Origin of the sequence: Quadrisphaera setariae (assembly GCF_008041935.1) — a bacterium.
Classification (GTDB): domain Bacteria; phylum Actinomycetota; class Actinomycetes; order Actinomycetales; family Quadrisphaeraceae; genus Quadrisphaera; species Quadrisphaera setariae.
This window is the reverse complement of the sequence record NZ_VKAC01000007.1, coordinates 262,453-286,886: the sequence shown is the minus strand read 5'-3', so window position 1 is coordinate 286,886 and position 24,434 is coordinate 262,453. Positions and strand designations below refer to the sequence as shown.

Annotated in this window: 26 protein-coding genes; 18 read left to right on the top strand and 8 right to left on the bottom strand. The window is 74.3% G+C overall.

Annotated features, from left to right (window positions below):
- Positions 1-40: 40 nt before the first annotated feature.
- Positions 41-940, top strand: coding sequence for an RNA polymerase sigma factor WhiG (gene whiG / locus FMM08_RS13665; RefSeq protein ID WP_147926908.1), 900 nt, complete (start codon positions 41-43; stop codon positions 938-940).
- On the opposite strand, the gene FMM08_RS23420 is transcribed toward whiG, so the two are convergent.
- The gene (locus FMM08_RS23420; RefSeq protein WP_222710752.1) at positions 831-1,517 is read right to left on the bottom strand and encodes a M23 family metallopeptidase; all 687 of its coding nucleotides are present in this window, start codon (positions 1,515-1,517) and stop codon (positions 831-833) included. The genes whiG and FMM08_RS23420 overlap by 110 nt on opposite strands.
- A gap of 373 nt (positions 1,518-1,890) precedes the next feature.
- On the opposite strand from FMM08_RS23420, the gene rpsB reads away from it, so the two are divergent.
- The 10 genes from rpsB to FMM08_RS13610 all read left to right on the top strand — a co-directional run bounded on the left by rpsB (position 1,891) and on the right by FMM08_RS13610 (position 12,782).
- Positions 1,891-2,865: a 30S ribosomal protein S2 gene (gene rpsB / locus FMM08_RS13655; protein WP_147926907.1), complete on the top strand. Its 975-nt coding sequence runs from the start codon at positions 1,891-1,893 to the stop codon at positions 2,863-2,865.
- Between the two features lie 149 nt (positions 2,866-3,014).
- On the top strand, positions 3,015-3,839 hold the full coding sequence (tsf, locus tag FMM08_RS13650; protein ID WP_147926906.1) for a translation elongation factor Ts: 825 nt from the start codon (positions 3,015-3,017) through the stop codon (positions 3,837-3,839).
- 4 nt (positions 3,840-3,843) lie between these two features.
- Complete coding sequence (gene pyrH, locus FMM08_RS13645) at positions 3,844-4,602, top strand: UMP kinase (protein ID WP_147926905.1); 759 nt, start codon at positions 3,844-3,846, stop codon at positions 4,600-4,602.
- A 68-nt stretch (positions 4,603-4,670) separates the two neighbouring features.
- A complete protein-coding gene (gene frr, locus FMM08_RS13640; RefSeq protein ID WP_147926904.1) occupies positions 4,671-5,228 on the top strand; it encodes a ribosome recycling factor in 558 nt (185 codons plus the stop codon).
- A gap of 28 nt (positions 5,229-5,256) precedes the next feature.
- Complete coding sequence (locus FMM08_RS13635) at positions 5,257-6,138, top strand: phosphatidate cytidylyltransferase (protein WP_255472381.1); 882 nt, start codon at positions 5,257-5,259, stop codon at positions 6,136-6,138.
- A 60-nt stretch (positions 6,139-6,198) separates the two neighbouring features.
- The gene (gene rlmN, locus FMM08_RS13630) at positions 6,199-7,356 is read left to right on the top strand and encodes a dual-specificity RNA methyltransferase RlmN (protein WP_147926903.1); all 1,158 of its coding nucleotides are present in this window, start codon (positions 6,199-6,201) and stop codon (positions 7,354-7,356) included.
- Between the two features lie 66 nt (positions 7,357-7,422).
- Positions 7,423-8,487, top strand: a complete 1,065-nt coding sequence (locus FMM08_RS13625) for an LLM class flavin-dependent oxidoreductase (protein WP_147926902.1) — start codon at positions 7,423-7,425, stop codon at positions 8,485-8,487.
- 450 nt (positions 8,488-8,937) lie between these two features.
- Positions 8,938-10,650, top strand: a complete 1,713-nt coding sequence (locus FMM08_RS13620; protein WP_147926901.1) for an ATP-binding cassette domain-containing protein — start codon at positions 8,938-8,940, stop codon at positions 10,648-10,650.
- Positions 10,651-10,699: 49 nt separating this feature from the next.
- Positions 10,700-11,266 (top strand): DivIVA domain-containing protein, encoded by a 567-nt coding sequence (locus FMM08_RS13615; protein ID WP_147926900.1) that lies wholly within the window; start codon positions 10,700-10,702, stop codon positions 11,264-11,266.
- Positions 11,267-11,372: 106 nt separating this feature from the next.
- Positions 11,373-12,782 carry a family 43 glycosylhydrolase gene (locus FMM08_RS13610; protein ID WP_147926899.1) on the top strand — a complete coding sequence of 470 codons (1,410 nt, stop codon included), beginning with the start codon at positions 11,373-11,375 and terminating at the stop codon, positions 12,780-12,782.
- Between the two features lie 36 nt (positions 12,783-12,818).
- Here FMM08_RS13610 and FMM08_RS13605 read toward each other — a convergent pair whose 3' ends face one another.
- Positions 12,819-14,675, bottom strand: a complete 1,857-nt coding sequence (locus tag FMM08_RS13605; protein WP_147926898.1) for a chorismate-binding protein — start codon at positions 14,673-14,675, stop codon at positions 12,819-12,821.
- Positions 14,676-14,805: 130 nt separating this feature from the next.
- Between FMM08_RS13605 and FMM08_RS13600 the strand changes: the two genes are divergently transcribed.
- Positions 14,806-15,336, top strand: coding sequence for an SNARE-associated domain-containing protein (locus tag FMM08_RS13600; protein WP_147926897.1), 531 nt, complete (start codon positions 14,806-14,808; stop codon positions 15,334-15,336).
- On the opposite strand, the gene FMM08_RS13595 is transcribed toward FMM08_RS13600, so the two are convergent.
- The gene (locus tag FMM08_RS13595; protein ID WP_147926896.1) at positions 15,322-15,891 is read right to left on the bottom strand and encodes a YdeI/OmpD-associated family protein; all 570 of its coding nucleotides are present in this window, start codon (positions 15,889-15,891) and stop codon (positions 15,322-15,324) included. The genes FMM08_RS13600 and FMM08_RS13595 overlap by 15 nt on opposite strands.
- A gap of 79 nt (positions 15,892-15,970) precedes the next feature.
- On the opposite strand from FMM08_RS13595, the gene FMM08_RS13590 reads away from it, so the two are divergent.
- Positions 15,971-16,261: a helix-turn-helix transcriptional regulator gene (locus FMM08_RS13590; RefSeq protein ID WP_439653563.1), complete on the top strand. Its 291-nt coding sequence runs from the start codon at positions 15,971-15,973 to the stop codon at positions 16,259-16,261.
- Positions 16,258-16,770: a DUF2029 domain-containing protein gene (locus tag FMM08_RS13585; protein ID WP_147926894.1), complete on the top strand. Its 513-nt coding sequence runs from the start codon at positions 16,258-16,260 to the stop codon at positions 16,768-16,770. Before FMM08_RS13590 ends, FMM08_RS13585 begins: the two co-directional genes overlap by 4 nt.
- Here FMM08_RS13585 and FMM08_RS13580 read toward each other — a convergent pair.
- The 4 genes from FMM08_RS13580 to FMM08_RS13565 form a co-directional block, all read right to left on the bottom strand.
- Positions 16,745-17,152, bottom strand: a complete 408-nt coding sequence (locus FMM08_RS13580) for a pyridoxamine 5'-phosphate oxidase family protein (RefSeq protein WP_147926893.1) — start codon at positions 17,150-17,152, stop codon at positions 16,745-16,747. The two genes, FMM08_RS13585 and FMM08_RS13580, sit on opposite strands and share 26 nt — an antisense overlap.
- Before the next feature lie 58 nt (positions 17,153-17,210).
- Positions 17,211-18,629 (bottom strand): aspartate aminotransferase family protein, encoded by a 1,419-nt coding sequence (locus FMM08_RS13575; RefSeq protein WP_147926892.1) that lies wholly within the window; start codon positions 18,627-18,629, stop codon positions 17,211-17,213.
- On the bottom strand, positions 18,626-19,090 hold the full coding sequence (locus FMM08_RS13570) for an Lrp/AsnC family transcriptional regulator (RefSeq protein WP_147926891.1): 465 nt from the start codon (positions 19,088-19,090) through the stop codon (positions 18,626-18,628). Before FMM08_RS13570 ends, FMM08_RS13575 begins: the two co-directional genes overlap by 4 nt.
- A gap of 105 nt (positions 19,091-19,195) precedes the next feature.
- Positions 19,196-20,731, bottom strand: coding sequence for an APC family permease (locus FMM08_RS13565; protein ID WP_147926890.1), 1,536 nt, complete (start codon positions 20,729-20,731; stop codon positions 19,196-19,198).
- A gap of 118 nt (positions 20,732-20,849) precedes the next feature.
- Here FMM08_RS13565 and FMM08_RS13560 point away from each other — a divergent pair, with 118 nt between their 5' ends.
- Positions 20,850-22,130, top strand: coding sequence for a saccharopine dehydrogenase family protein (locus FMM08_RS13560; RefSeq protein WP_147926889.1), 1,281 nt, complete (start codon positions 20,850-20,852; stop codon positions 22,128-22,130).
- Between the two features lie 20 nt (positions 22,131-22,150).
- The gene (locus FMM08_RS13555) at positions 22,151-22,882 is read left to right on the top strand and encodes an AAA family ATPase (protein ID WP_255472377.1); all 732 of its coding nucleotides are present in this window, start codon (positions 22,151-22,153) and stop codon (positions 22,880-22,882) included.
- Positions 22,883-22,902: 20 nt separating this feature from the next.
- Here FMM08_RS13555 and FMM08_RS13550 read toward each other — a convergent pair whose 3' ends face one another.
- The gene (locus FMM08_RS13550) at positions 22,903-23,307 is read right to left on the bottom strand and encodes a hypothetical protein (protein WP_147926888.1); all 405 of its coding nucleotides are present in this window, start codon (positions 23,305-23,307) and stop codon (positions 22,903-22,905) included.
- A gap of 94 nt (positions 23,308-23,401) precedes the next feature.
- On the opposite strand from FMM08_RS13550, the gene FMM08_RS13545 reads away from it, so the two are divergent.
- Positions 23,402-23,902: a GNAT family N-acetyltransferase gene (locus FMM08_RS13545; RefSeq protein WP_255472375.1), complete on the top strand. Its 501-nt coding sequence runs from the start codon at positions 23,402-23,404 to the stop codon at positions 23,900-23,902.
- Positions 23,903-24,061: 159 nt separating this feature from the next.
- A complete protein-coding gene (locus FMM08_RS13540) occupies positions 24,062-24,433 on the top strand; it encodes a hypothetical protein (RefSeq protein ID WP_147926886.1) in 372 nt (123 codons plus the stop codon).
- Position 24,434 lies beyond the last annotated feature (1 nt).

Below are 24,434 nucleotides of genomic sequence, written 5' to 3'. Positions count from 1 at the left end.
GCGCCCGGTGGGGGCCCCGTCGGGGGAGAGGCAGGGCAGCATGACCGAGACAGCTCCCGTGGCGGCGCCCCCAGCGCCCACGATCACGACCACCGAGGCGCCCGTCGCCCCGACGCGCGCACCGCGCCTCAGCAGCCGCCTGGCCGTCAAGGGCGCCGACGCCGAGACCGTGGCCCGCAACGAGGCCCTCCTGCGCGACCTGTGGGAGCGGTTCAAGACCCACGGGGACCCGGTGGTCCGCGAGCGCCTGATCATCCACTACGCCCCCCTGGTCAAGTACGTCGCGGGCCGTGTGGCCGTGGGCCTGCCGGCCAACGTCGACCAGGCCGACCTCGTCTCCTACGGCGTCTTCGGCCTCATCGACGCCATCGAGAAGTTCGACCTCGAGCGCGCCATCAAGTTCGAGACCTACGCGATCACCCGCATCCGCGGCGCGATCATCGACGAGCTGCGCGCCATGGACTGGATCCCGCGGTCGGTCCGCAGCAAGGCCCGCGACGTGGAGCGCGCCTACGCCGCGCTCGAGTCGGAGCTGCACCGCACGCCCACCGAGCCCGAGGTCGCCTCGCGGATGGGCATCACGCTGAAGGAGCTCCACAACATCTTCAGCCAGGTCTCCTACGTCAACGTGGTGGCCCTGGACGAGCTGCTCGGCGTGACCGGGGAGAAGGGCGAGTCCCTCTCCCTGGGCGACACCCTCCAGGACACGCGCGTCGAGGACCCGGTCACCGCGTTCGAGAACGAGGAGACCAAGTACCTCCTCTCGCGCGCCATCGACCAGCTGCCCGAGCGCGAGAAGATCGTCGTGACGCTCTACTACTACGAGAACCTCACCCTGTCGGAGATCGGCAAGGTCCTCGGGGTGACGGAGTCGCGGGTGTGCCAGATGCACACCAAGGCCGTGGTGGCGATGCGCGCCAAGCTCGCGGAAGCCAGCTGACCGCTCCGACCAGTGGTCTGACAGGTGGTCTGACCGTCGCTGCGGCGCCCCAGCCGGGCACCGGGAGCAGGCGCACCCGGGGGCGCAGCAGCGCCAGCGGGTCGCGGTAGCGCGTCTGGGCGCCCGAGCCGGTCCGCACGCCCCAGTGCAGGCAGGTCGACGTCCCGCAGTGGGCAGCGTCGCCCGCCAGCGCCCCGACGCGCTGACCGCGCACCACCCGGTCGCCGACCGCCACCGCCGCCACCACGGGCTCCAGCGTCGCCCGCCACCCCGAGGCCGCCCGGATGCTCACCACCGGTCGGCCCGCGACGAGACCCGCCGCCACCACGACGCCGTCCACCGGCGCCAGGACGTCCTGCCCGGGGACGGCGGCGAGGTCCACGCCCCGGTGCCCCGGCTGCCAGGGGCGCTGCGGCAGCGAGGCGCGGCGCAGGACGGCGGGCGGCCCGCCGTCGTCGTCCAGGGGCCACCACCACGCCGTGCCCGCGGGTGCAGCGGGGGCGGCGCTCGCCGCGGAGGCCCCCGTGAGGAGGGCTGCGGCCACCGACAGGAGCACGACGACGACGAGGGCGGGCACCGGCCCAGGCTGCTGCGCGCGCGGTGCAGCGCGGTGCCTCCGTCCCCGTCCTGTGGACAGGGCTGTGGACGGAACGCGTCCCCGGCACCCTGTGGGCGGACGACGCCCCGACCGCCGCCGGAGCGCCGCTCGACGGGGCCGTGGTCCGGGCAGACCCGCCCGTCCGCGTAGACTGGGGCACGGCCGGTCTTGCGACCGGTACTTCGCGTGCCCGCACACCGCCTCGTGGCGGGGTGCGCCACCTCGGTCCCGGCGCAGCTGGGTGGTGGCGCTCCGCAGGCACCAGGGCGGCGGCCGGACCCGGACCGCTGCGAGAACCGAGATGAGCCCCGCGTCCGGAGTCGAACCCGGTCGGGGCCGAGAGGAGTGCGGCATGGCCGTCGTCACCACGCGCCAGCTGCTCGAGAGCGGCGTCCACTTCGGGCACCAGACCCGTCGCTGGAACCCCAAGATGAAGCGGTTCATCCTGACGGACCGCAACGGCATCTACATCATCGACCTGCAGCAGTCGCTGACCCACATCGACCGCGCCTACGAGTTCGTCAAGCAGACCGTGGCGCACGGCGGCTCGATCCTCTTCGTGGGCACGAAGAAGCAGGCCCAGGAGCCGCTGGCCGAGCAGGCCGCGCGCGTCGGCATGCCCTACGTGAACCAGCGCTGGCTGGGCGGCATGCTCACCAACTTCCAGACGGTGAGCAAGCGCCTGCAGCGCCTCAAGGAGCTCGAGCAGATCGACTTCGACGACGTGGCCTCCTCGGGCCGCACGAAGAAGGAGCTGCTCATGATGCGCCGCGAGAAGGAGAAGCTCGAGCGCACCCTCGGCGGCATCCGCGACATGGCCCGCACGCCCTCGGCCGTCTGGATCGTGGACACCAACAAGGAGCACCTCGCGGTCACCGAGGCGCACAAGCTGGGCATCCCGGTGGTGGCGATCCTCGACACCAACTGCGACCCCGACGTGGTCGACTACCGGATCCCCGGCAACGACGACGCGATCCGCTCCGTCACGCTGCTGACCCGTGTGATCGCCGACGCCGTGGCCGACGGCCTGCGCACCCGCGCCGGTGGTGGCGACTCCGCTGCCGCCGAGCCGATGGCCGCGTGGGAGGCCGAGCTGCTGGCCGGCGAGACCCAGACCGGTGCTGGCGCCGGCGACAACGCCGCTGGTGCTGCCGCCGCCCAGGGCGAGGCCGAGGCCGCCGCCCAGGTCCCGACCGGCGCCGAGCCGGCCGCCGCGATCGCGCAGGCCGAGGGCGAGGCCAGCGAGCCCGCCGCCGAGGCCGCTCCGGCCGAGGCTGACGCCGCTCCGGCCGAGGCCGCAGCCGACGAGGCGACCCCGACCGCCTGACGCGGCTCTCCGCGCCACCGCCGCGCCGCCCCCACCGGGGCGGCGCGGCACCGCCGCCGAGCCCGACCGGGACGGCGGCCCCCAGACCACGAAGACCGCGCCCCGACACCCCCGGCGCGCGGAGGACACCAGGCGAGAGGACGGACCCCATGGCGACCACCGCCGCTGACATCAAGGCCCTGCGCGAGCAGACCGGCGCGGGCATGCTCGACGTCAAGAAGGCGCTCGACGAGGCCGACGGCGACCGCGCGAAGGCCATCGAGATCCTCCGGGTCAAGGGCCTCAAGGGCGTGACCAAGCGCGAGGGGCGCACCACCAGCAACGGTCTCGTCGCCGCGCGCGTCGAGGGCGGCGTGGGCACCCTCGTCGAGGTCAACTGCGAGACCGACTTCGTCGCCAAGGGCGAGCGCTTCATCGCCCTGGCCGACCGGGTGCTCGAGCTGGCCGTCAGCTCCGGCGCCAAGGACGCCGCGGCGCTGCTGGCCGCCGAGATCGACGGCAAGCCGCTGCAGGCGCTGCTCGACGAGTCCAACGCCACCATCGGCGAGAAGATCGAGGTGCGCCGCGTGGCCCGCCTCGAGGGCGAGCACGTCGCCTCCTACCTGCACCGCACCAGCCCCGACCTGCCCCCGCAGATCGGCGTGCTCGTGGCGCTGGACAGCGAGGAGGTCGACACCGCCCGCGACGTCGCCATGCACGTCGCGGCCCTGTCGCCGCTGCACCTGCACCGCGACGAGGTCTCCGAGGAGACCGTGGCCAACGAGCGCCGCATCGCCGAGGAGACCGCGCGCGAGGAGGGCAAGCCCGAGGCCGCCCTGCCGCGCATCATCGAGGGCCGCGTGAACGGCTTCTTCAAGGACAACGTGCTGCTGGAGCAGTCCTTCGCCAAGGACCCCAAGCGCACCGTCCAGCAGGTGCTGAACGACTCCGGGGTCAAGGTCCTCGGCTTCGCCCGCTTCCGGGTCGGCGCCTGAGACCGTGAGCACCCCGGTGAGCAGCGGACAGGACGGCGCGAGCCTGCGTGGTGACGGCTGGCGCCGCGTCGTCCTGAAGCTGTCGGGTGAGGCGTTCGGCGGCGGCCGCGTCGGGGTCGACCCCGACGTGGTCGCCGCCGTGGCCGGCGCCATCGTCGGGCCCGTCCGCGAGGGCGTGCAGGTGGCGATCGTCGTCGGCGGGGGCAACTACTTCCGCGGTGCCGAGCTCAGCGAGGGCGGCATGGACCGCAGCCGCGCCGACTACATGGGCATGCTCGGCACGGTGATGAACTGCCTGGCCCTCCAGGACTTCCTGGAGCAGGCGGGCGTGGACACCCGCGTCCAGACGGCCATCACCATGGGCCAGGTCGCGGAGCCGTACGTCCCGCGCCGCGCCATCCGCCACATGGAGAAGGGTCGCGTCGTCATCTTCGGCGCGGGCGCCGGGCTGCCGTACTTCTCGACCGACACCGTGGCCGCCCAGCGTGCGCTGGAGATCCGTGCGGACGCCGTGCTCATGGCCAAGAACGGCGTCGACGGCGTCTACACCGCCGACCCCCGCAAGGACCCCGACGCCTCCCGCCTGGACGAGGTGAGCTACGGCGACGCGCTGCGCCAGCAGCTCAAGGTCGTCGACGCGACCGCCTTCAGCCTGTGCATGGACAACGGCCTCCCCATGGTCGTGTTCGGCATGGACGGGGAGGGCACCATCTCCGCCGCGCTGCGCGGTGAGAGGATCGGCACGCTCGTCTCGGCGGGCTGAGTCCCTGCGCCCCCTGCGGGGGCGCGGGGCAGCCCGGACGTGACGCACTGACGAGGAGGACAAGGCCTGTGATCGACGACACGCTCCTCGAGGCCGAGGAGAAGATGGAGAAGGCCGTCGAGGTCGCCAAGAACGACTTCTCGGCGATCCGCACCGGCCGCGCCAACCCGGCGCTGTTCGCGAAGGTCAACGTCGAGTACTACGGCGCGATGACCCCGCTGCAGCAGCTGGCGTCCTTCCAGGTGCCCGAGGCGCGCACGGTGCTCATCAGCCCGTACGACAAGACCTCGATCGCCGCGATCGAGAAGTCGCTGCGGGCCTCCGACCTGGACGTGAACCCGTCCAACGACGGCAACGTCATCCGGATCATCCTCCCGCAGCTCACCGAGGAGCGGCGGCGCGACTACATCAAGCTCGCCAAGTCCAAGGCCGAGGACGCGAAGGTGTCGGTGCGCAGCGTGCGCCGCCGCGCCAAGGACGAGCTGGACCGCGTCGTCAAGGACGGCGAGGCCGGTGAGGACGACGTCGCGCGCGCCGAGAAGGAGCTGGACGCCCTGACGCGCCGCTTCACCGACGAGATCGACGATCTCGTCAAGCACAAGGAGACCGAGCTCCTCGCCGTCTGAGCGACGGGCCGGAGACCTGGTGGGACCCGTGGCCGGCCCTGCGGTGAAGCCCGTCCGCCCTCCGGGGCGGGCGGGTCGCAACCTCCCCGCGGCGATCATCGCCGGTGTGCTGCTCGGCGGGGGCGTGCTGGCCGCGCTGCTGCTGTTCAAGCAGGTCTTCATCGTCATCGCCGCGGTCGCCGTGGGCCTGTCGGTCCGCGAGCTCGCCCGGGCGCTGGCCACACGGCACCGCCGCGTCACCCAGGTGCCCCTGGTGGTCGGCTCCGCGGCCACGCTCGTGGCCGCCTACGTCGGGGGGCTGGACGCGCTCCTCGTGGGCGTGTGCCTCACCGCTGTCGCCGCCGTGCTCTGGCGCGTGCTCGAGGTGCCCGACCTGCCGCCGCACGTGGGAGAGGGCACGTCCGCGCCGGGAGTCGCCCTCGTGCGCGACGTGACCGCCGCCGTCCTCGTGGTGGGCTGGCTGCCGCTGCTGGCGGGCTTCGCGGTGCTCATGCTCGCCGCGGACGACGGGGCGCTGCGGGTGCTGGTGTTCGTGCTGCTCACCGTCTGCAGCGACGTCGGTGGCTACGCCGCCGGGGTCCTGTTCGGCCGGCACCCGATGGCGCCGTCGATCAGCCCCAAGAAGTCGTGGGAAGGACTGGCCGGCTCCGCCGCGGCCTGCCTCGTGGCCGGCTCCCTGTCGGTGTGGCTGCTGCTCGGCGGCACGTGGTGGGCCGGCGCGCTCGTGGGCCTGGGGGCCGTCGTCGCCGCGACCCTGGGCGACCTGTCCGAGTCGATCCTCAAGCGCGACCTCGGCATCAAGGACATGGGCACCCTGGTCCCCGGGCACGGCGGGATGCTCGACCGGCTCGACTCCCTGCTCGCCGTGGCCCCCACCACCTGGCTGCTGCTGGAGCTCCTGCTGCGCTGAGCCGGTGACCGGCTCGCAGGGCGCCGGCTGCTGCTCAGTCGTGGGACCATGGACGACGCCATGTCTGACGCCGCGCCCACCACCCCCGCCGCACCCGCCGCTCCCGCGGGGGGCCGTCCCGCGCTGACCCTCGCCGCCCCGCGGCGGGCCAAGCCGCCGCGGCACCTGGCCGACCTCGCCCCCGGTGACCGCGCGGCCGCCGCCGCCGAGCTGGGCGTCCCGCCGTTCCGCGTCAAGCAGGTGGCCCAGCACTACTTCGGCCGCGGTGAGGTCGACCCCGCGGGCATGACCGACCTGCCGGCCGCGCTGCGCGAGCAGCTGGGTGCTGCACTGCTGCCGCCGCTGCTCACCGAGACCCGCGCGCTGGAGGCCGACGACGGCGACACCGTCAAGACGCTCTGGAAGCTCTTCGACGGGGCCCGCATCGAGAGCGTCCTCATGCGCTACCCGGGCCGGGTGACGCTGTGCGTCTCCAGCCAGGCCGGGTGCGGCATGGCGTGCCCGTTCTGCGCCACCGGCCAGGGCGGTCTGCAGCGCAACCTGTCGGCCGCCGAGGTGGTCGAGCAGGTCCACGCCGCCAACCGGCGCCTGGCGCCGACCGGCGAGCGCGTCCACAACGTGGTCTTCATGGGCATGGGGGAGGCGCTCGCCAACTACAAGGCGTGCGTCGGCGCGGTGCGCCGCATGGTCGACCCCGCCCCCGACGGCCTGGGCATGTCCGCCCGCGGCATCACCGTCTCGACGGTGGGCCTGGTCCCCGCCGTCGACAGGCTCGCGGGAGAGGGGCTCGCCGTGACGCTCGCGCTGAGCCTGCACGCCCCCGACGACGTGCTGCGCGACGAGCTCGTGCCGCTCAACAGCCGCTTCGACGTGGCCGCCGTGCTCGACTCCGCCAAGCGCTACTTCGACGCCACCGGGCGTCGCGTGAGCATCGAGTACGCGCTCATCCGCGACGTCAACGACCACGCCTGGCGCGCGGACCTGCTGGCCGAGCAGCTGCTGGCGCGGGGGAGCGGATGGGTGCACGTCAACCCCATCCCGCTCAACCCGACCCCCGGGTCCCGCTGGACGGCGTCGGACCCGGGCGTGGAGGCCGAGTTCGTGAGGCGCCTGCGCGACGCGGGCATCCCCACCACGGTGCGCGACACCCGCGGCCGTGACATCGACGGGGCCTGCGGCCAGCTCGCCGCCACCGACATCGCCCAGCCCACCGCCTGACCCGTCGGCGGGTGCTGCGGCGGGTGTCGCGGGAACAGACCGCACGCCCTCTGGGTTAGTTGAAACATGAAGAACATCGGGTTCCTCAACTTCGGCAACTGGCGCCCCGCCCGCGGCTCTCACGTGCGCACCGGGGCGGACGCCCTCCTGCAGACCGTCGAGCTGGCCGTGGCCGCCGAGGAGCTCGGGCTGGACGGCGCGTTCATCCGCGTCCACCACTTCGCCCCCCAGCTCTCCTCGCCGTGGCCGCTGCTCGCGGCGATGGCCGCGCGCACGTCGCGCATCGAGCTGGGCACCGGCGTCATCGACATGCGCTACGAGGAGCCGCTGGCGATGGCCGAGCTGGCCGCCTCCACCGACCTCATCAGCGGCGGCAGGCTGCAGCTCGGCGTCAGCCGGGGATCACCGGAGCCCGCGCTGCGCGGCGCTGAGGCCTTCGGCCACGTCCCGCCCGAGGGGCGCAGCGACGCCGACCTGGCCCGCGACCACACGAAGCGGTTCCGCGCCGCCATCGCCGGCGCCGGTGTGGCACCGATGGACCCGCAGATGACGGGACGCCAGGGCCTGCTCTCGGTGCAGCCGCAGGCTCCCGGCCTCGCGGACCGGGTCTGGTGGGGCGCCGGAACGCGCGCCACCGCCCGCTGGGCCGGAGAGCAGGGCATGAACCTCATGAGCTCCACCCTGCTCACCGAGGACACCGGCGTGCCGTTCGACGAGCTGCAGGCCGAGCAGATCGCGGGCTTCCGCGAGGCGTGGGTGCAGGCCGGCTGGTCCGGCACCCCGCGGGTGTCGGTCTCGCGCAGCGTCATGCCCATCACGACCGAGGAGGACCGGCTCTACTTCGGCGGTGACGTCGACAGCACCGACCAGGTCGGCTTCCTCGACGGCGGCCTGGCCCGCTTCGGGCGCCACTACGCCGGAGACCCCGACGCCGTGGCCGAGCAGCTGGCCCGCGACGTGGCCGTGCAGGAGGCGGACACGCTGCTCCTGACGATCCCCAACATGCTGGGCGTGGAGTACAACACCCGGCTGCTGGCGACCATCGCCGAGCACGTGGCCCCGGCGCTGGGCTGGACCCCGGCGCACCTGCGCAGCGAGCTCGGCGCCGGTCAGCAGCCCGCCGCCGTCTGAGGCTCGCCCACGACGACCGGCGGTCCCCTCGGGGAGCGTGACCCACGCTGGGCAGGCTCACGTCCGCTTCCGGGGCCGGAAGCGGACGTGAGCCGACCCAAGACCCCCTGGCGTTGACGCTCATGCACGTCGGCGCCACCTGGCACCCCGCCACCGCGCTGCGCGTCGCGAGGTGGGGAAGCCGAGTGCCGGTGGACAGGCCCAGTGCCGGTTCCGGGCCGAGATCCGGCACTCAGCCTGCTCACCGGGACCCAGCCTGCCCAGTGGGCGGGACCGGCCAGCTGCAGGAGCGCGGCCATCCCGGGAGGCGGCGCGCAGCTGCACGACCGTCGCCGGTGGAAGGCGCGGCGGCCGTGCCGGGAGGGTGGGCGCTCAGCGACGACGGCCCCGGGCGGGCCGCCGGGGAAACCCGCGTGACGCGGCGCGGGGCGTCGGGGAGGATCGACGCCCGTGGCGCACCTCGAGGTCTCCGGGATCTCCTACGACCTCCCGGACGGCCGTCCCCTCCTGCGGGAGGTGGACCTGCGCGTGGGCGACGGTCAGCGCACCGCCCTCGTCGGCCCGAACGGCACCGGCAAGACCACGCTGCTGCGCATCATCACCGGAGAGCTGACGCCCACCGCTGGCGCTGTCATCCGCTCCGGAGACCTGCAGGTGATGCAGCAGTCCGCCGGGGCGGGCGCCGTCGAGCTGCGCGACCTGCTGCTGTCCGTGGCGCCCCCGGCTCTGCGCGCCGCAGCGGCCGAGCTCGACGCCGCCGAGCTGGCCATGATGGAGCACGACGACGAGCCCACCCAGATGCGCTACGCCACCGCCATCTCCACCTGGGGCGACGCGGGCGGTTACGAGGCGGAGGTCGCCTGGGACGTCGTCTGCGACGCCGCGCTCGGCGTGCCGTGGGAGCGAGCCCGCTGGCGCGACGTGGCCACCCTGTCCGGTGGTGAGCGCAAGCGCCTCCTGCTCGAATCGGTGCTCCGGGACAGTGCTCTCACCGACGGCGTGCTCCTGCTGGACGAGCCCGACAACGCCCTCGACGTCCCCGGCAAGCGCTGGCTGGAGGAGGCGCTCGTGGCCAGCGGCCGCACGGTCCTGCTCATCAGCCACGACCGCGAGCTGCTGGCCCGCACCGCCACCCGCGTGGCCACCCTCGAGCCCAGCGCCGCCGGTGCACGGCTGTGGGTGCACGGCGGCGGCTTCGCCGGGTACGCCGACGCCCGCGCCGACCGCGCCGCCCGCCTGGAGGAGCTGCGCCGCCGCTGGGACGAGGACCACGCCGCCCTCAAGCAGCTGGTGGTCACCCTCAAGCAGAAGGCGACCTTCAACGACGGCATGTCCAGCCGCTACCAGGCCGCGCAGACCCGCCTGGCCCGCTTCGAGGACGCCGGCCCTCCGGAGGCGGCGCCCGTGGCCCAGCGCCTCGGCATGCGGCTGCACGGCGGCAGGACCGCGAAGCGCGCCGTCACGTGCACGCAGCTGGGCCTGACCGGTCTCGTCGCCCCGTTCGACCTGGAGCTGCAGCTGGGCGACCGGCTCGCCGTCCTCGGGTCCAACGGCTCGGGCAAGAGCCACCTGCTGCGGCTGCTCGCCGGCGGGGGCACCCACCCCGAGGCTGAGCACGAGCCCGTCGGCGACGGCCCTCCCCCCGCGCCCGTGGAGCACACGGGGACGGCGAAGCTCGGCTCCCGGGTGCGTCCGGGGTGGTTCCGGCAGTCCTCCGCCCTGCACGGACAGGCCGCCACCAGCGCCGACCCGCACGCCGGCAAGACCCTGCTGGAGGTGCTGCACCGCGGCGACGGCCACCGGCAGGGGCTGCCGCGCGAACCCGCGACCCGCGCGCTGGACCGCTACGGGCTCGCCAGGGCCGCCGAGCAGCGCGCGGACACCCTCTCCGGCGGGCAGCGGGCGCGGTTCGGGGTGCTGCTGCTGGAGCTGTCAGGAGCCACCCTGCTGCTCCTCGACGAGCCCACCGACAACCTCGACCTGGAGTCTGCCGAGGCGCTCGAGGCCGCGCTGGAGCGGTTCGAGGGGACGGTGGTCGCCGTGACCCACGACCGGTGGTTCGCCCGCGGGTTCGACAGGTTCCTCGTGCTGGGCGCCGACGGCACAGCCCGCGAGACCTCCGAGCCCGTGTGGGACGAGCCGCGGGTGCAGCGCACCCGCTGACGGGCGTGTTCTCCTGCGCCCCGTGGGACGGCTGGGGCACCATGCTGGAGTGACCCCGGGGCCGACGTTCGAGCGCACCACCGGTTTCCGCCGCGGCTACGCCGTGGAGCAGGTGGAGGAGTTCTTCGCCCGGGCACGCGTCTCCTACGAGACGGGCGGGCCGCGCGGCGGCGTCAGCAGCCGCGACGTGCGCGAGGTCGGCTTCGACCTCGTGCGCCGCGGCTACGACGTGCAGATGGTCGACGCCGCCCTGGACCGCATGGAGGACGCCTTCCTGCGCCGCGAGCAGGAGGTGGTGCGCGGTCGCCTCGGTGCGGACCGCGCCCACGCCGAGCTGGCCGCCCGGGCCGCCACCCTGCGTCCCCGCCTCGACCGCCCCGAGGGCGACAGGTTCGACCGGGCCGAGCACGGCCAGCCCGGCTACGACCCCACCGAGGTCGACGACCTGTGCGACCGCATCGGGGAGTGGCTCTCCGGGGAGCACGGCCTGGGGCACGACGACCTGCGCCGCGCCGTCTTCACCACCCGCCGCGGTGAGCAGGGCTACGCCGAGCACCAGGTCGACGCGTTCATCGACAGGGCCGTCGAGGTCATGGCGGCCTCCGTCACCGTCTGAGCGCTGCTCCGAACGGGTGGAGCGGACCCCGCGGTCCTCAACCCGGGCTCACCCGGACGGCCCCCCACCCCTGCGGTGACGGCGCGCAGGTGCCGACCACCTCTGCGTGGCCCGCCCCTCCCGCTCCCGCCGTCCCCGCCTGCGCGCCGTCGCGACGGCTGCGCTCGCCGGTCTGGTGGCCGCGCTCGTCGCGGTGCCCGTGACCACGGCCGCCGCCGTGGACGGCACGGAGACCAGCGCCCCCGCCATCAAGAACAACTGGACCGTGCCGGGGGAGGTCTGGCAGGGCGACTTCGCCGACCCCTCCGTGGTGCGGGTCGGCGACACGTACTACGCGTACGCCACCAACACCGCCGGCCGCTACGTGCCCGCGCTGACCAGCACCGACCTCGTCACCTGGCGAGCGAGGCCCACGTACAGCCAGTCCGGTCCGCCCGGGAAGCCCGGCTACTCCGTGGCCGCCGACACCGCGATCCCCGCGGAGTTCCGCGCGCAGAGCTGGTCGGACTGGGACAAGCACAACAACAACGACGTGCTCGTGAAGCCCGCCTCGTGGGGCCTGAAGACCTCTGACGGCCCGTGGGTCCGCAGCGAGTACTGGGCGCCGACGGCGTTCCAGATCGGCGACACCTGGTTCCTGTACTCCGCGGTGCGCGTGGGCGCGACGCGCTTCTGCCTCACCGTGGCCACCGGCCCGGGCCCGCTCGGCCCGTTCCGCGACGACTCCACCGGCCCCGTCCAGTGCCAGCCGGTGGCCAGCGACCCCGACGGCTCCATCGACCCGGCCGCGTACCACGACCCCGCCACCGGCAAGGACTACCTGCTGTGGAAGGCGCTGGGGAAGGTCGGCAGCCACCCGAGCGCGCTGATGTCGGTGGAGCTGGGCGCTGACGGGAAGCCGCGGCCCGGGGCTTCCTGGACCACCCTGCTCACCACACACGAGGGCGGCTGGGAGGGCACGACCATCGAGAACCCCTCCATGGTCAGCTACGGCGGCACCACGTACCTGTTCTACTCGGCCAACTTCTGGGGCACCACCGACGCCGCCGGGCGCAGCGCCTACGCCACCGGCTACGCCATCTGCCCGCAGGGCCCGACCGGGCCGTGCGCCCGTCCCGACGAGAAGCCGCTGCTGTCCAGCAGCGGCACCGCCCAGGGCCCCGGCGGCTCGGCGGCCTTCCTCGACGCCGCGGGGAACCTGCGGATCGCCTCCGCCACCTACTTCCTCGGCGAGGACCGCAGGGGCGAGGCGATCCGCCAGCCCCGCCGCCTGAGCATCGGCACCCTGGTCCGCGCCGCCGACGGACGCCTCTCGGTGGTGCCCGGAACGGCGCCCGTGGGCCCGTGGAACCCGGCCACCACGAAGGCCCCGGCCGCCGCCCCGCCCGCCGCCAAGCCCCCGGCGGCGAAGGCGCCCGCCCCCGGGAGCAGCTCGAAGGCTCCGGCGAAGGCGTCCAAGAAGCCCGCGAAGAAGCCCGTCAAGAAGTCGGTGAAGGCCTCGGCCACGAAGCGCTGACGAGCAGGGCCGGGCTGGCGGCCGGGGCGGCGGTGCTCAGGCCAGCACGGCGGGACGCCACCCGCGCAGCGAGCTGAGCACCGCGAGCCGCTCGGCGCGCCGCAGGTCGTCGGGGTGGAGCACCCGCAGCTCCAGCTGCGCCGACTCCAGCAGCCGCTCCCGCAGCACGCCGGGCAGCACGCCGCACTCCACCGGCGGGGTCCACCAGCGCCCGTCGAGGCGCACCGCGAGGTTGGCGGTGCTCGCCTCGCACACCTCACCGCGCTCGTTGGTCCACACCACCTCGTCGGGGCCACCGTCCCCACCCACGCGGTGGTCGGCCCGCAGCGCGTCGATCCACCCCCTGCGGGTGGTCTTGTGCCGGGGCCACCAGTCGCCGCTGCGCACGCGCGGCACCCCGTCCACCACCAGCCGCGCGGGGGACGACGCCGAGGGCGGCAGCGGGACGGCCGTCGCCGACAGCGCACCGTCCGCGGAGAGCTCCAGGCGCACGCGCAGCGACGCGGTCGCAGCGGCGCCGTCCCCGCCCGGCCCGCCGACGCGGGCCCGGGCCCGGGCCACGGCGTCGTCGAGCGCGGCGCGCGCGGCCGCCGCGTCGAGCGGGATCCCGCAGAACGCCGCGGACGAGCGCAGCCGGTGCAGGTGGCGGTCCACGTCCACCAGGCCGAGACCCGGGCGGTGGGCGAGGGTCTCCAGCAGGCCGTGGGGCTGCTCCCGGTGCCCCAGCACCGCGGCCTTCGCGACCACCTCGCGGTGCTCCGCGCCGGCCCGCGAGCCCCACGTGACGCCGCTGCCGCTGCCGTAGGCGACCTCAGCGCCCCCCGGGCCGCTGGTCACCACCGCGGTGCGGATGGCCACCGAGAAGCGCGCGGTCACCGGCTCGCCCGGCGGCGCCAGCCACCCGACGGCCCCGCAGTACACCCCGCGCGGCGAGCGCTCGAGCTCCGCGACGGCCTGCATGGTCGACGCCTTGGGGGCGCCCGTCACCGACCCGCACGGGAACAGCGCCCGGAACAGCTCCAGCGTCGAGGTGCCCTCCCGCAGCCGCCCCTCCACCGTGGAGACCACCTGGTGCACCGTGGGGTAGGTCTGGGCGGCCAGCAGCTCGGTGACCTCCACCGACCCCGGCTCGCAGACGCGGTGCAGGTCGTTGCGGAGCAGGTCCACGATCATGACGTTCTCCGCGCGCTCCTTCGCGCTCGCGGCCAGCCTCCCGAGCGCCAGCGCGTCCTCCGCGGCCGACCTGCCCCGGGGGGCCGTCCCCTTCATCGGCCGGGTGACCACCCGCCGGCGGTCCGCCGCGTCGTGGACGGCGAAGAACGCCTCCGGGCTCGCACTGGCGACCACGACGTCCTCACCCCACGCGCGCAGGTCGAGCAGCGCCCCGTGGTCGCCCCGCTGGGCGTGCACGAGGTCGGCGTACAGCGCCGCCGCGTCGCCGGCGAACGGCGCCCGCAGGCGCAGCGTGAGGTTCACCTGGTAGGTCTCGCCGCGGGCGATGCGCTCGCGGACCCCCGCCACCGCGGCGGCGTGCTCCGCGGAAGAGGTGTCCGGCTCCCAGGGCCCCGCCGACCAGCGCGCCGCCCCGTCGGGAGGGCCGGCGGCGACCACGGGCACCGCGGTGGGCTCGTCCACCAGCGCGAACCAGACCAGCGGCAGCCGGGGGTCGGCGGGGCGGGTGACCAGCGCGGGGTCGAGGGCGGGGGCCGCCTCGTAGGCGACGAAGCCCACGGCCCAGCTCCCCGCCGCCACGGCCGCCTGCACCTCCTTGAGGGCGGGCACCACCTCGTCGAGGTGGTGCGCGACCACCGTCCGCCCCGGCGGCGGTGCCCCGGGGCCGCAAGCGGCGAAGAGCAGCGCCCGTCCGGCCTGCGGGTCGTCGGTGCGGAGCACCCCGGGATTGTGCCGGACCGCTGCCGGACGCCCGGCCCGCGAGCGCTCGACCAGCCTCGGGAGCCGGGCCTCCGACCGACCGGCAGCCGACCGGCAGCCGACCAGCACGGCGGCGGGTAGCGTCGACGGCGTGCCGGCCTGGACCGACGGCGCGCCGTTCTGGGCGCTGTTCGCCTTCTTCTTCGCGGTGGCGGCGGTGCGCACCCAGGCGACCTACTGGCTGGCCCGCCTCGTGGCCACCTGGTCGGTCGGCGAGCCGACCGGCGGGCGGGAGACGCGGAAGGAGCGTCCTCGCTGGGTGGTCCTCGCCGGCGGCTGGCTGCGCCGGGTCTCCTCCGGGAGGGGCACGCGGGCCGTGGAGCGGTGGGGCCTGCTCGCGGTGCCGGCTTCCTTCCTGGCCACCGGCACCAAGACGGCCGTCAACGGAGCCGCCGGGCTGCTGCGGATGCCCTACGGCAGGTACACCGCGGCGATGCTGGTCGGGTGCGCCCTGCACGCGACGATCTACGCGACGGTCGGGTGGGCGGCGTGGACCGCGGCGCTGTCGGCGGCCACGGGGTCGGCGTGGGGCGCAGCGGCGCTCACCGCGCTGGCGCTCGTCGTCGTCGTCCTCGTGGTGCGGGCGGTCGTGAGGGCGCGCCAGCGCTCAGGGACGCGCTGACCGCAGCTGCTCCAGGAGCGCCGCCACGTGCCGAGCCCGCGTCTCGGGGCGCTTGACGGTGTGCATCCGGTACAGCCACGGGTAGCGGTCGCCTCGCGACATCGCCTCCCACACGGCGGCGGCGGCCGGGTCGGCGGCGAGCGCCTGCGCCAGCTCGGGCGGCGGCTCGATGGTGGCCGACCCGGCGTAGGCGCGCTCCCAGCGGCCGTCGGCGCGGGCGGCGGCCACCTCCGCGAGCCCGCACGGGCGCATCCGTCCGGCCGCCTCGAGCGCGGCGACCCGCTGGACGTTCACCGCCGACCAGTTCGAGCGCGGGCGGCGCGGCGTCATGCGGATCGCGTAGCTGGCGTCGTCGCGCTTGCTCACCTGCCCGTCGATCCAGCCGTGGCACAGCGCCTCGAGCACCGCCTGCTCGTACAGGAGCGAGGTGGGCTCGGTGGCGCCGCCCTTGGCCAGCGCGAGCCGCACGCCGGTGGACGTCTCGGCGTTCTCGGCGAGCCACGCGGCCCACGCGGTGGTGTCGGGAACGACGAGGTCGGGCAGCGGGATGGCCACGGCAGCAGTGTGCCGGGAGAGGGCGACACGGGGAAGGGTGTCGGGTTCCCTCGACTTCTTGTCGCATCTACTTGACACAGTGTCGGGTTTACCCGACATTAGAGGTGTGGGTAGGGCATCAGCGAGGGGCCGGAGCAACGGGGTCCGCGCAGCGCGAGCGGTGCTGGGGCTCACCCAGGCCGACCTCGCGGCGGCAGCAGGGGTGACGCGGCAGACGGTCGTCGCCGTCGAGGCGGGCGACTACGCCCCGTCGGTCTACCTGGCGCTGGCCATCTCGGCCCGGCTGGGCCGGAGCGTCGAGGAGCTGTTCGGGCAGCAGCCCGAGGCGGCAGGAGCCGCGAGCGCGGCAGCAGGAGGGGAGCAGCGGTGAGCGAGCGGGTGCGTGACGGGTGGTTCGTCCGGGCGGCCGGGCGGGTGGGTGACCTCGGGAGCCCGTTCTACGACGACGAGCACCAGCGCGACGTCTGGAACGAGGCCAGCGCCGTCGGCTTCCAGCTGCTGCTGTGGCTGCTGCCCGTCGTCGCGGTGGTGTCCGTGTGGGTCGGTGGGGCGCCCGCCGTGCCGTACGCGCTGCTGCTGTTCGTGGCGCCCGGTCTGGCGTCGTGGGTGGTCCTGGGGTACGCGAGGGCCCGAGGCATCCTCGGTGCGGACACCCGCGGCGTGAAGCCGCTGCGCGGACGCGTCGTCGCGTGGCTCGTGCTCGGCGTCGCCTTCTGCGCCGGTGTCGTCAGGGTGCAGGGCTCGACGGACGGGTTCTCCGGGGGCATGGCCAAGGGCCTCGTCATCGGCGCCGTGCTCGGCGTCGTGGTGGTCGCGGTGGCCGTCCTGCGCGGCCGGCGGAGGGCGCAGCGCCTCAGCGCAGGTGGGAGGAGCTCATGACCCGGTCGACGGTGATCTCGACGACCACGCGCAGCGGGTCCTCCCGGGGCGTGCGCTCGTAGCGGACGGCGTAGCGGGCGACCGCGTCAGCGACGACCTCCGGCTCCTCCCGGACCCGCACCGGTCCCTCGAGGGTGATCCACTGCGCCCTCTCGAAGGAGCACAGCACCGCCCGGCCGCCGGTGGTCTCGGCGAGCCGGGCGTTGCGCACCTTGCGGGAGGTGCTCCGGGCGGTGACGCGGGCGACGCCCGCCTCGGCGTCCCACGTGAAGCCCACCGGCACCACGTGCGCTGTGCCGTCGGGGCGGTGGGTGGTGAGGGTCGCGAGGCGGCGCTCGGTGACGAAGGCCAGGGCCGCAGGGGTCAGGTCCACGCCGACCAGGGTGGCCGACGGCCCGTGGTCACGGGCAGCCGGCCACCCAGCCGGAGCAGGTCCTCCGTCAGAGGAGCGCCCAGGCGCGGGTGAGGACGTCGCGAAGCGTCGCCTCGATGAGGTCGAAGTCGGACTGGTCCGCGATGAGCGGCGGGGAGAGCTGGATCACCGGGTCGCCGCGGTCGTCGGCGCGGCAGTACAGCCCCGCCTCGAACAGTGCCCCCGAGAGGAACCCGCGCAGCAGCCGTTCGGCCTCGTCTCCGGAGAACGTCTCCCGCGTGGCCTTGTCCTTGACCAGCTCGATCCCGTAGAAGAAGCCCTCGCCGCGCACGTCGCCGACGATGGGCAGGTCGAGCAGCTTCTCCAGCGTCGCCCGGAACGCCGGTGCGTTCCGGTGCACGTGGTCGTTGAGCCCCTCCCGCTCGAAGATGTCGAGGTTGGCCATCGCCACCGCCGCCGAGACCGGGTGTCCACCGAAGGTGTACCCGTGGGCGAACGACGTCGTGCCGTGCTTGAACGGCTCGTAGACGCGCTCGGAGGCGATGCACGCGCCGATGGGGGAGTAGCCGCTGGTCATGCCCTTGGCGCACGTGATGATGTCGGGGGTGTAGCCGAGGTCGGTGCAGGCGAACATCGACCCGATCCGCCCGAACGCGCAGATCACCTCGTCGGAGACGAGCAGCACGTCGTGGCGGTCGCAGATCTCCCGCACCCGCTGGAAGTAGCCCGGCGGCGGCGGGAAGCACCCGCCGGAGTTCTGCACCGGCTCGAGGAAGACCGCCGCGACGGTCTCGGGGCCCTCGAACTCGATGGCCTCCTCGACGCGGTCGGCGGCCCACCGGCCGAAGGCCTCCGGGTCGTCCCGCAGGTGCTCGGGCGCGCGGTAGGAGTTGGTGTTCGGCACCCGGAACCCGCCCGGCACCAGCGGCTCGAAGACGGCCTTGGCCGCGGGGATGCCCGTGATGGCCAGGGCCCCCTGCGGGGTGCCGTGGTAGGCCACGGACCGGCTGATGACCTTGGTCTTCATCGGCTTGCCGACCAGCTTGAAGTGGTTCTTGGCCAGCTTCCAGGCGGTCTCCACCGCCTCGCCGCCACCGGTGGTGAAGAAGACCCGGTCGAGGTCGCCGGGGGTGTGCGCGGCCAGTCGCTCCGCCAGGTCGATGGCGGGCGGCGTGGCGTAGGACCACAGCGGGAAGAACGCGAGCTCGCCCGCCTGCTTGGCGGCGGCCTCGGCCAGCTCGCGCCGCCCGTGGCCGGCCTGCACGGTGAACAGGCCCGCCAGCCCGTCGAAGTAGCGCTTGCCGGCGTCGTCGTAGATCCAGCAGCCCTCGCCGCGGGTGATCACCGGGACGCTCTTCTCCCAGGCGGACTGCCGGGTGAAGTGGCCCCACAGGTGGTCTCGCGCGGCCTGGGCCCGCGGGGTCCCCGCGGGCGTGGTGCCCGCTGAGGCGGTGGTGGGCGTGCGGTCGAGCGGAGTCGTCGTCATCGGGTTCCCCAGTCGTAGCGCTGCTTGATGAGCTTGAGGTAGACGAGCGTCTCGGTGGAGGTGACGCCCGGGACGGCGCGGATGCGCCGCGAGAGCAGGTCGAGCAGGCGGTCGTCGTCCTCGCAGACCACCTCGAGGAGCACGTCGAAGGTGCCCGCCGTCACCACGACGTAGGTGACCTCCGACAGCTCGGCCAGGGCGGCCGCCACCTCGGTGGTGTCACCGGAGCAGCGGACGCCGACCATCGCCTGGCGCGGGAAGCCGACCTGCAGGGGGTCGGTGACGGCGACGATCTGCATGACGCCCGCCTCGAGGAGGCGAGCCACGCGCTGGCGCACGGCCGCCTCGGAGAGCCCCACGTCGGCGGCGATGGCCGCGTAGGAGCGGCGGCCGTCCGCCTGCAGGTGCTCGACGATGCGCTTGGAGGTCTCGTCGAGGAGGGGGCTGGAGCGGGTGCTCATGCCTCCCGAGGATGCACCTGATCGGTGGCGGAGACAAGAAGGGGCGACGGTTTCCGTGGCGATCCTCAGAGATCGCTGCGGAAACCGTCGCCCCGGGGCTCGAGGTCAGAGGCCGGCGACCGGCGGCGCCCCCGTGTCGGGCACCAGCACCTCGGTGCGCGCGTTGAGGGTCTCCCCTCGGAAGAACGCTCGCAGGCGGATGGCGCACAGGAGCATCAGCGGCACCCCGAGCGCGAGCATGCCGACGCCCAGCACGAAGACGCCGCCGACGCCGCCGATGACCGTCTCGCCGTAGTCGCGCCTGGCCATGTCGACGACGCTGTAGCCGAAGATCACGAGCATGAAGACGCCGCCGAGGAACGGCAGGACTCCGCGCAGCCACAGGTGCGCCGCCGACTGCCGCAGCGTGCCGCGGAAGAACCACACGCACGCGAAGCTCGTGATGCCGTAGTAGAACGCCACCGCCAGGCCGAGGCTCGCGATGGAGTCGGCCAGGGCGTTGGTGCTGATCAGCGAGAGCAGCACGTAGAAGCCGACGGCCGTCGCGCCCATCACCGTCGTCGAGAAGCTGGGCGTCTTGAACCGCGGGTGCACCGTGCCGAACTGGGGCGGCAGCGCCTTGTAGACCGCCATGGCGAGCGTGCCGCGCGCCGTGGGGAGGATGGTCGACTGCGTGGAGGCGGCCGCCGACACCGCGATCGTGATCATCAGCAGGACGGCGAGGACGGGGCCGCCCAGCGGGTCGCCCAGCACCGTGATGGTGTCGTCGGCGTTCTCGGGGTTGTTCAGCCCGATCCCGGTGGTCCCAAAGCCGCTGTAGGCCTGGATGGCCGTGGCGACGGCGGTGAAGGTCACCACGAGGATGATCGTCGCGAGCGTCGCGGCGCGGCCGGGGATGCGGTCGGGGTCCTTGCTCTCCTCGTTGACGGCCAGGCAGGCGTCCCAGCCCCAGTACAGGAAGATGCACAGCACGATCGCGGCCACGGCGTCGCTGAAGCCGATCCCCGTGGGGATGAACCAGCCGACCTCGGGGCGCACGGCCTGGGGCCCCGCGGAGCCGCTGTAGACGGCCACGAGCGCCCAGGCGGCCAGCACCACGAGGAAGAGGAACTGCCAGGCCACCAGCACGTTCTGCATGCGCTCGGAGAGGAGGATGCCGCGGTAGCTGACGTAGGTCATCACCGCGATGAAGGCCACGGCGAACACCATGCGCCCCCACTGGCTGTCGGCGAGGCCGTCCAGCCCGACCACCCGCAGCGTGTAGATCGCCGCGATCTCCGCGACGTTGGCCAGCACGATGATCGCCGAGACGGCCACGCCCCAGCCGCCCATCCAGCCGACGACGGGGCCGAACGCCTTGGTGGCCCAGGTGAAGGTGGTGCCGCAGTCGGGCACGGCCCGGTTGAGCTGCTGGTAGGCGATGGCGGTGAGCACCATGGGGATGAAGGCGACGATGAACATCGCCGGCGCCTTCTCACCCACGCCCAGGTAGCCGAGCGTGGCCGCCAGGCCGTACGCCGGGGCGGTCGAGGCCAGGCCGATGACGGTGTTGCCCCACAGGCCGAGGGTGCCCGTGGCGAGCCCCTTGCCCTGGCTCGTGCTCCCGCTCGCCTGCGCCTCTGCGCTGACCTCCGACGCCACACCGGCCTCCTCGTCGAACCCTGCACGGCGCCTGTCAGCACCCTGGAGGCCGCATCATGGCCCCGATCGGCTGCCAGCGACAGGCGCGGGGCAACCCCGACCGCGCTAGCCTCCGCCGATGAAGATCCTGCTGGTGGGCTCCGGTGGTGTGGGCGACGCGCTGTCACGCATCCTGGCTCGTCGCTTCCGCACCCGGCCCTTCGCCGACGCCGTCGTCGTGGCCGACTACGACCTCGCCCGCGCGCAGCGCACCGTCGAGGCGGTCCGCCACCGCGAGGGCGACGCCGGCGTACGGGCCTTCAGCGCCGCCCGCGTCGACGCCTCCGACGCCGCCTCCGTGGAGGCCCTGGCCCGCGAGGTCGGCGCCACGCACGTCATGAACGCCGTCGACCCCCGCTTCGTCATGCCGATCTTCACCGGGGCGCTGGCCGCGGGGGCGGACTACCTCGACATGGCGATGTCGCTCTCGAAGCCGCACCCCACCGAGCCGTACGCGAAGACCGGCGTGAAGCTGGGCGACGAGCAGTTCGCCCTCGCGCCGCAGTGGGAGGACGCCGGCCGCCTGGCGCTGGTCGGCATCGGCGTGGAGCCCGGGCTGGCCGACGTCTTCGCCCGCTACGCCTGCGAGGAGCTCTTCGAGACCGTCACGGAGCTCGGGGTGCGCGACGGCGCCAACCTCACCGTGGACGGGTACGAGTTCGCGCCGTCCTTCTCGATCTGGACCACCATCGAGGAGTGCCTCAACCCGCCCGTGGTGTGGGACGACGGCGCGTGGAGCACCCTGCCCCCCTTCAGCGAGCCGGAGGTCTTCGACTTCCCCGGCGCCATCGGGCCCGTGGAGTGCGTGCACGTCGAGCACGAGGAGGTCCTCCTCATGCCCCGCTGGCTCCAGGCCGACCGCGTCACCTTCAAGTACGGGCTGGGGGAGGAGTTCATCGGGGTGCTGAAGACCCTGCGCAAGCTGGGCCTGGACCGCACCGAGCCGATCACCGTCAAGGGCGTCGAGGTCAGCCCGCGCGACGTGGTGGCCGCCTCCCTGCCCGACCCCGCCACCCTCGGTCCTCTCATGAGGGGAGCCACCTGCGCCGGGCTGCTCGTCACGGGCACCGGCAAGGGCGAGGGCTTCGCGGGGCGGCCCCGCGAGGTCTACCTGCACCACGTGGTCGACAACGCCTGGTCCATGGAGGAGTTCGGCGCGCAGTGCGTGGTCTGGCAGACCGCGGTGAACCCAGCCGTCGCCCTCGAGCTGCTGGCCGACGGCCGCTGGTCCGGCGCCGGTGTGCTCGGCCCGGAGGCGCTGCCGCACCGGCCGTTCCTGGACCTGCTCGCCGCCGAGGACGGCTACGCCAGCCCCTGGGGGATGCAGGAGCGCACCCCGACGCCGTCGTCGTCCTCCTGACCTCGCCACGGGGGCAGGGGGTGCTGGACAGGTCTCGGTGGGGCCTCCCGGTGGTGCGCGTGGAGCGGAACCCCGACGCCGCGCCGCTGCTGCCCGGGTCGTGGCCGATGACCGTGCCCGCCGTCGCCCAGCTCGTGGGCGACGGGCTCGACCTCGGGCCGGCCACCGTCCTCGTGGGGGAGAACGGCGCGGGCAAGTCGACGGTGCTCGAGGGGATCGCGTGGGCGTACGGCCTGGACAGCCGAGGCGGCTCCGCGAACACCCGCGGCATGCTCACCGACGACGACCCCGATCCCGTGGGCAGGGCGCTGCGCGTCCGCCGGGGGTACGGGGCGGGTCGCTGGGGGTTCTTCCTGCGCGCCGAGACGATGCACCAGGTCTTCGACACGATCGTCGGGAGCCGCGACGACCCTGCCGACTTCCACGAGATGAGCCACGGCGAGGCCTTCAACACCCTGCTCGGGACGCGGCGCTACCTCGGTCCCGGGCTCTACTGCTTCGACGAGCCCGAGAGTGCGCTGTCGTTCACCAGCCAGCTCGCCCTGCTCGCGCAGCTGGCCGACCTGGTCGCCACCGGCACCGCCCAGGTGCTGGTGGCGACCCACTCACCGCTGCTGGCCGCCCTGCCGGGCGCCCGGGTGCTGCTGGTCGACGACGACGGGCTGACCGACGTCCCCTGGGACGCCCTCCCGCTGGTGGCGCACTGGCGGGCGTTCATGGACGACCCCCGCCGCTACCTGCGCCACCTGTGAGGCGCCCCGCCGGGCTGGTGTCAGGGGCGCCCGCCGGCGTTGCTGCCGGTGGTCGGCGTGAGGGGAGTGGTCGACCCCGGCTGGGAGGTGCCCGTCGCACCGGCGCCGGTGGTCGCGGTCCCGCTCGTCGAGGTGGTGGCGCTGGTGCTGCTCGTGCCCGAGCTGCCGGCGCTGCCCGAGCCGGGGAGCTTGTCCTTGACCGCCTGGACGGTGGAGCTGTTCGCCGCGGCGTCCTTGGCGCTGGCCGCGGCGCTCTTCGCGGTGTCGACGGCGGTGGTCTGGGCCTGGTCGACCTTCGACTTCACCTTCGGGTCGTTCCAGAGGCGCGAGACCGCCGAGGCGATCTGGTCGTAGCGCTCGCGGCCCGCCCGGGCGCCCAGCACGTAGCCGATCGCAGCGCCGATGAGGAGCGACTTCTTGCCCACGGGGTTCCTCCGAGAGGTGAGGGTCTGGCGTCCCGGTGTTCTCCAGGTGGACCACGTGTCTACCGTGAGAGGGGCCGCCTGGCACCCTGGCGCCGTGACGCAGCTGGAGGACCGGGGCGCTGAGGGCGGGACGCGCCTGGTGCTGGTGGAAGCCGCCTACGACAGCCCGCTCGTGCAGGAGCTCGTCAACGAGGTGCAGGCCGAGTACGTCCAGCGCTACGGCGGCCCCGACGACACCCCCCTGAGCCCCGCCGAGTTCGCCCCGCCCGGTGGGGCCTTCCTCGTGGCGCTCCTCGACGGCGAGCCCGTGGGCACGGCCGGTCTGCGCGACCACGGCGACGGCGACGTCGAGCTCAAGCGCATGTACGTCCGCGCCGCGCACCGGCGGCGCGGTCACGCACGGCGACTGCTGGCGGCCGTCGAGGACCGGGCCCGCGCCCTGGGGCACCGCCGGGTCGTGCTGGAGACCGGGCAGATGCAGCCCGAGGCCGTGGCGCTGTACCGCAGCGCCGGGTACGAGCCGACCGCGCCGTACGGCCACTACGCCGACTCCCCGCACAGCATCCACCTCGCCAAGCAGCTCGTGGAGCACTGACCAGCACTCCCGAGGAGTCCGGTCCGACCAGGGGATGACCCCCGGGGCGCCCGGGACCCTCCTGGGGGCGGTCGCGTCGGTCCGGCTGGGCGGGGCAGGGTCGTGGTCGTGGTCGACGTGCTCCCCGGAGGCGGCAGCGGACCACGGCCCGAGGGGGTCGTGAGCCCGTTGCGCGTCAGCGTGCTCGAACGGGAACCCGCCCTGCCCGGGTGGGCCCGGGCCGACCCGGCGTGGTCGCCCCTCGTGCTCGGCTGGACGGACACCGCGGGAGCACCCGTGGGTGACGCGCTGGTGCTGCGCCGCCGGGTGCCGGGCAGCCGGCGCTTCCTGGCGCTGCTGCCCCAGCCGCCTCGCCTCGGAGGGCTGGAGCGCGAGGCGTCGCTGTGGCGCCCTCAGGCGGTGGCGCTGCTGAGGGCGCTGGGCGCCTTCGCGGTGCGGGTGGGCCTCGGGGCGCCCTCGGCGTCGCACGCCGTGCCCGAGCTGGTGGGAGCGGGCCGTGCGCCCGACCGCCTCCCAGCGGATCTCCGCTGAA